This is a genomic window from Actinomycetota bacterium (assembly GCA_036280995.1).
GTDB lineage: Bacteria > Actinomycetota > CALGFH01 > CALGFH01 > CALGFH01 > CALGFH01.
Genome location: DASUPQ010000711.1, coordinates 1 through 5,565 on the forward strand (window position 1 = coordinate 1; position 5,565 = coordinate 5,565).

The 5,565-nt window shown below is 72.0% G+C and carries 6 protein-coding genes; 5 read left to right on the forward strand and 1 reads right to left on the reverse strand.

The window, feature by feature from the left end; translation table 11 throughout:
- The first annotated feature begins 617 nt into the window (after positions 1 to 617).
- The 5 genes from VF468_23955 (at position 618) to VF468_23975 (ending at position 4,160) form a co-directional block, all read left to right on the forward strand.
- Positions 618 to 1,070: a YbhB/YbcL family Raf kinase inhibitor-like protein gene (locus VF468_23955; GenBank protein ID HEX5881341.1), complete on the forward strand. Its 453-nt coding sequence runs from the start codon at positions 618 to 620 to the stop codon at positions 1,068 to 1,070.
- Between the two features lie 93 nt (positions 1,071 to 1,163).
- Positions 1,164 to 1,349 (forward strand): hypothetical protein, encoded by a 186-nt coding sequence (locus VF468_23960; GenBank protein ID HEX5881342.1) that lies wholly within the window; start codon positions 1,164 to 1,166, stop codon positions 1,347 to 1,349.
- A gap of 66 nt (positions 1,350 to 1,415) precedes the next feature.
- Complete coding sequence (locus VF468_23965) at positions 1,416 to 2,093, forward strand: protein-L-isoaspartate(D-aspartate) O-methyltransferase (GenBank protein HEX5881343.1); 678 nt, start codon at positions 1,416 to 1,418, stop codon at positions 2,091 to 2,093.
- Entirely contained in the window at positions 2,093 to 3,052 is a 960-nt protein-coding gene (locus tag VF468_23970) for a CapA family protein (protein HEX5881344.1), read from the forward strand. Before VF468_23965 ends, VF468_23970 begins: the two co-directional genes overlap by 1 nt.
- Before the next feature lie 373 nt (positions 3,053 to 3,425).
- Positions 3,426 to 4,160 (forward strand): lytic transglycosylase domain-containing protein, encoded by a 735-nt coding sequence (locus VF468_23975; GenBank protein ID HEX5881345.1) that lies wholly within the window; start codon positions 3,426 to 3,428, stop codon positions 4,158 to 4,160.
- A 6-nt stretch (positions 4,161 to 4,166) separates the two neighbouring features.
- Here VF468_23975 and VF468_23980 read toward each other — a convergent pair whose 3' ends face one another.
- Complete coding sequence (locus tag VF468_23980) at positions 4,167 to 5,135, reverse strand: YihY/virulence factor BrkB family protein (GenBank protein ID HEX5881346.1); 969 nt, start codon at positions 5,133 to 5,135, stop codon at positions 4,167 to 4,169.
- Positions 5,136 to 5,565: the final 430 nt, after the last annotated feature.

Below are 5,565 nucleotides of genomic sequence, written 5' to 3' on the forward strand. Positions count from 1 at the left end.
CGACCTCGGCCATCCGAAGCGTCTCCGGCGGGCCGTACTTCTCATAGACGAACGCCTTCATGACTGACCCTTCCGATTCCTTGGCGCCGTCAAGCCTAGCCCGAATGGCCCTGGTCCGAAGGCGGTCCTTCTGGCCGTGCGCATGTGAGCTCCTTTCGTTGCCGGGTCGATGACGGGCGATGACTGACCCGCCTGGGCTCCTCCTGGTGAGGCTCGGTGACGGGACGTTCCGGGTTGGCGGCTGTCGAGATGGGTGACCGAGAGCAGCGGGAGACCGAGGTCGCGGAGCACGCCGAGCAGTCCGTGCAGTGACCGAGACGGCCGAGGCGATGATCGGCCGCGCCGAGGAGCTGTGGGCACCGAGGCCTACGCGCCCACCTGCCCATGTCGCCTCCTCTGATCTGCCGATGAGACCGGCCGACGCTCGCCAGCCCATCGCAACCGCAGATCCCTCGACCACGCGCCGGGATGCGCCCGAGGTTGGTTGGGCGTCGCGGTTTTGGCCGCTGGCAGAAGGGTAGGGCGTTAGAGGATCTCCGCAGGCAGCGTCGGGCTGGAGGGCAGTGGCGTGACCTTCGACGAGCGCATCAAGCCGGCCGACGACGAGGGACGCTGACATGGCCGGCATCGAGCTGCGCAGCCCCTCCTTCGGCGACCACCAGCCGATCCCGGCTCGGCACGCCAAGGACCATGAGGACCTGTCACCGGCCCTGGAGTGGTCAGGGGTGCCGGAGGAGACCGTGGAACTGGCCGTACTCTGCGAGGACCCCGACGCCCCTCGTGGCAGCTTCATTCACTGGGTGCTGGCCGGGCTCCAGCCGACCGCGACCGGGCTGGCCGAGGGGGAGCATCCGGCCGCAGCCGTGGAAGGCCGCAACGACTTCGGTGAGGAAGGCTACAGCGGCCCCCTGCCGCCGGTCGGGGACGACCCGCACCGGTACTTCTTCCGGGTGTTCGCCGCCTCGGCGCCGCTGGGGCTGGTGGCCGGGGCGTCCGCCGACGACCTGCGTCGTGCCCTGGAGGGCAAGGAGCTGGCCAGCGGCACCCTCATCGGTACCTACCAGCGCTGACACAGCCCAAGCCGACAGCTGGCGGCTCCGCTCCTGGAACCTGAACGATCGCGGTGGAACTCTAGGATCAACACACCAGAGAGAGGAATCGTGATGGCAGGCCAGATCACGCTCACCGAACAGGAGGCTCGGGCGCTTTCCTCGCTGCTGGATCGAGCCAGCGAACGGCTGGCCACCTACGAGGAGCAGACCCACCAGGACCGCCGGCTGGCCGAGGAGATCCGGGAGGCGGCCGGCGACCTGGTCAACCGGATCAGCCGCCAGGGGTCGACCGCCTAGCCCCCAAGCGCGTCCATCGCGCCCCGTCATCCCGGTCGGAACGGCGCAACCAGGCCAGGACTCGCCATGCCAACACCGCCTGCCACCGAGCAGCCGGGATCACCGGAGGATCTGGTCCGGGCGCTGCGCGCCGAGGGGATCCGGGACCGCCGGGTCCTGGCCGCGTTCCGGGCGGTCCCGCGGGCCCGGTTCGTGCCTCCCGAAGCCGCCGGCCAGGCGTACCTGGATGCACCAATCCGGATCCCGCACGGGCAGGTGACCACCCAGCCCAGCCTGATCGCGGCCATGGTGGCGGCGCTGGAACTGACCGGCACCGAGCGGGTCCTGGAGGTCGGCACCGGACTCGGGTTCCAGACCGCCATCCTGGCCATGCTGGCCCGCCAGGTGGTTTCGGTCGAGCGCTTCCCGGACCTGGCCGCCCAGGCACGGGCCAACCTGGCCGCGGCCGGGCTGGCCGGGGCCACGGTCGTGGTCGGCGACGGCACCCTCGGCGTCCCCGGACACGCCCCGTATGAGGCGATCGTGGTCGCGGCCGCCGCCCCCCACGTCCCGGGGCCGCTCATCGACCAGCTCGCCCCAGGTGGCCGGCTGGTGCATCCGGTCGGTCCGGGCGGGCGCGAGCAGGTCACCGCCTTCCGCCAGCAAGCCGGCCGTCTGGTCACCGACGCCCAGCTCGTCCCCGCCCGGTTCGTCCCGCTCATCGGAGTCCATGGGGTGTCCAGCCGACAGGACCGGGGTGGGTGATGACCGTCACGGTGGCGCTGGCCGGGGACACCATGCTAGGTCGCGGTGTGGCTCGGGCCCTGACCACCTCGCCGCCTCAGGCCCTGGTCGCGCCCGAGGTCCGGGCCGCCATGGACCAGGCCGATCTGGTCGTGCTCAACCTGGAGTGCTGCATCTCCGAGCGTGGCCGGCCCTGGGACGCTCCCGGCAAGCCGTTCTTCTTCCGCGCCCCACCGCGAGCGGTCGAGCTGCTGGTCCTGCTCGGGGTCGACTGCGTCACCCTGGCCAACAACCACGCCCTGGACTACGGCGTCGACGCCCTCCTCGACACCCTGGTGCATCTGGACGCCGCCGGCATCGCTGTGGTTGGGGCCGGTGCCGACCTCGAGCAGGCCCGCCAGCCTGCCGTGCTGGGCGCCAGCGGGCTCCGGGTTGCGGTGGTCGGGGTCACCGACCATCCGCCCGACTTCAGCGCCGGCCCCGACCGACCCGGGGTCGCCTTCGCCGACCTCGGCCGCGCGGTGCCCGACTGGCTGCTACAGACGGTACGAGCGGCCGACGCCGACGTCCTGCTGGTCTCTCCCCACTGGGGCCCGAACATGACCACCGCGCCGGTCCGGCACGTCCGCCGCGCCGCGACCGCCCTGGTGGACGCGGGCGCGACGCTGGTCGCCGGCCACTCCGCGCATGTGCCCCATGGGGTCGCCGGCCGGGTCCTGTACGACCTAGGCGACTTCTTGGACGACTACCGGGTCGACCCGCGACTGCGCAATGACCTCGGCCTGCTGTTCCTGGTCTCCCTGGATGCGGGTGGCCCGGTCCGGCTGGAGGCGCTCCCCCTGAAGCTGGACTTCTGCCACACCCGCCTGGCCGCGGGCGAGGACGCCGCCTGGATGCGGCATCGCTTCCGGGCCGCCTGCGCAACTCTCGGCACCACGGTCGAGCAGGCAACCGACCGCCTGATCGTCAGCTGGCGGTAGCACGGCGTAGGACCACCGACCCAGAGCCAGGTTTCCGTCCAGCAGTCCGGCCAGGGCGGCAGACCGAGCGGACCCGAAGCTTCAACGCCTTGGCACCTAACACAACCTGGTTGGGGTCCCTGGGTACCCTCGGAGCATGGACCTGCACGCCGACGGGCGCCTGGCCGCCGAGGGCGGCCGCAGCCACCGCGACCATCGCCGTATCCTGCGACTCGCCGCCTTCCTGACCGCTGGCTTGCTGGTGGCTGCGTGCTCAGGCGATGGTCGATCAGCCGTCAGCCCACCACCCTCCGCCCCCGATCGCACCGCCACCACGATAACCAGGACCGTCCCAGCGGCCCCGAAGGCGCCGACGACCGCCCCATCCACGGCAGTGCCGGCCGCCATTCCGGCCGCCGACCGGCTGGCCGCCCAGCTCACCACGGCCGAGACCGCCATCCGCGACCCCGCCACCCCCGCCGGAAGGCTCCCCGCCCTGGGTCGCGCCCAGCAGCGGGCCTACCGCACCCTGGTCCGCCAGCCGCGGCTGGTCCCCCAGGTCCTTGGTCAGCTGTCGCCCTCGCTGCGGCGGGTGGTCCAGGCCAACGTGCTCGCCGGCAGGGAACTGCGCAAGCTCAACCGGCCCGCCGGTCAGCTGCCGCGCTGGCGGATCGTCGCCCCCGCCCCAGCCGGGCGGCTGCTCGCCGCCTACCGGGCGGCCCAGGCCAAGCTGGCCGTGCCCTGGGAGTACCTGGCCGCCATCCACCTGGTGGAAACCAGGATGGGCCGGATCCGGGGGACCAGCTCGGCCGGCGCTCAGGGACCGATGCAGTTTCTGCCCTCCACCTGGAAGCGCTACGGCCACGGCGGCGACATCGGTGCCACCGGCGATGCCATCCGGGCCGCGGCCCGGATGCTACGCGCCAACGGCGCCCCCGCCGACATGGCCGCCGCCCTGTACGCCTACAACCCCAGCCGCCGCTATGTGCGCGCGGTCAGCGCCTACGCCAGCCAGCTGCGGGCCAACCGGCGGGCGTTCCTCGGCTACTACCACTGGCAGGTCTTCTACGGCGACACCCTCCTACCCGAGGGTTACCCGGCCCGGCCGCCCGTTCCAGCCCCCGGCTGATCGCGGTCACGCCGGGGCGTCCGGTGACTCGGCCACGTGGTCGGCCACATAGGCACCCCGCTCCCCGAGCGGCTGGGGCGGGCCGACGGTGGTGTCCCGCCTGGTCTGCAGTTCCAGCTCGGCGTTCAACTCCGCGCCCAGCAGCACCGCGAACGCATTCAGGAACAGCCAGAACAACAACACGATGACGCCGAAGAAGGCCCCGTAGGTCTTGTTCTGCGCAGGCGCATAGCTGGCGTAGAACGAGGAAAGCATCGAGCCGACCAGCAGCAGGCCGGTAGCCGCCACCGAACCCCAGCTCAGCCACTGCCAGCGGGCGTCCTTGCGGCTCGGCGCGACCCGGTACAGCACGGCCAGACCGGCGATCAACACCGCGGCCAGCAGCGGCCAGCGCAGCACCGATACCAGCAGCCCGGCCGGCTCGGGCAGCCGCCTGGCCGCCACCGGCAGGGCCACGATCACCGCCAGGGCCACCACGGTGACCAGACTCCCCCCAACCGTGAGCACCACGGCGAGCCCCCGCAGGCGCACGAACCCGCGCGTCTCGGATTCCGAGTAGGCGGCATTCACGCCTGTTACCAGCGCCCGCATCCCGGCCGAGGCACTCCACAGGGCAACCAGCACCCCGAAGGCGAGGCTCAGGCTGAGCCGGCCACGGGGGGCGCGGGCCAGCGCGTCGAGCTGGCCGGTGAGGATCGAGCGGACGTCGCCGGGCAGGACGCCCAGGGTACGGACCTGGGCGGCGATCTCCTCGGGGTCCATCACCAGCCCGTACACGGAGACCACCACGATCATGGCCGGGAACAGCGCCAACATGGCGTAGAAGGCGACTCCCGCCGCGATCAGGGTGATGCGGTCCTCCCGGATGGCATCCTTGAGCCGAACCAGGACGTCCCGCCAGCCCGCCCTGGGGATCTCCAAGGGGACCTCGGCCTCCCGGCCCCGCTCCTGCTCGTCCCCGGTTCCCGTCGACATCGCGGCACCCCTCGCGTCCCCGGCGCTCCTCCAGGTTGTGCTCCCCGAGCGTCTGGTCGAACCCGCCAGGCCCGACACGGTGGCAGGGTGACGTTCCGCTCCATCTTGATGCCTGGGTGCTTGATGCCTGGGCGCGTCCAGGCCGTTGGTGGGATCCTCGGCAGGCCCGGCCAGGAGCAGCAGGCGGCCGTCGGCGGTCCAGGTCGCCTGGGGCTTGCTGGGACCACCGGCGGTGACCAACGCGCTGTAGGGGCCGGCGTCGTTGCCCGATCTACTGACATAGACCAGCAGCCCAGCGACCGTCGGCTCACCAGCCGTAGCCATCCAGGACCGCCTCGATCCGCGGCACATACCGGTCGGGCCCGAAGTGGCGGATGTTGTTGAGGAACTTGTGCAACTGCAGCGCCGGTCGGCGCCGCTCATAGCCCGG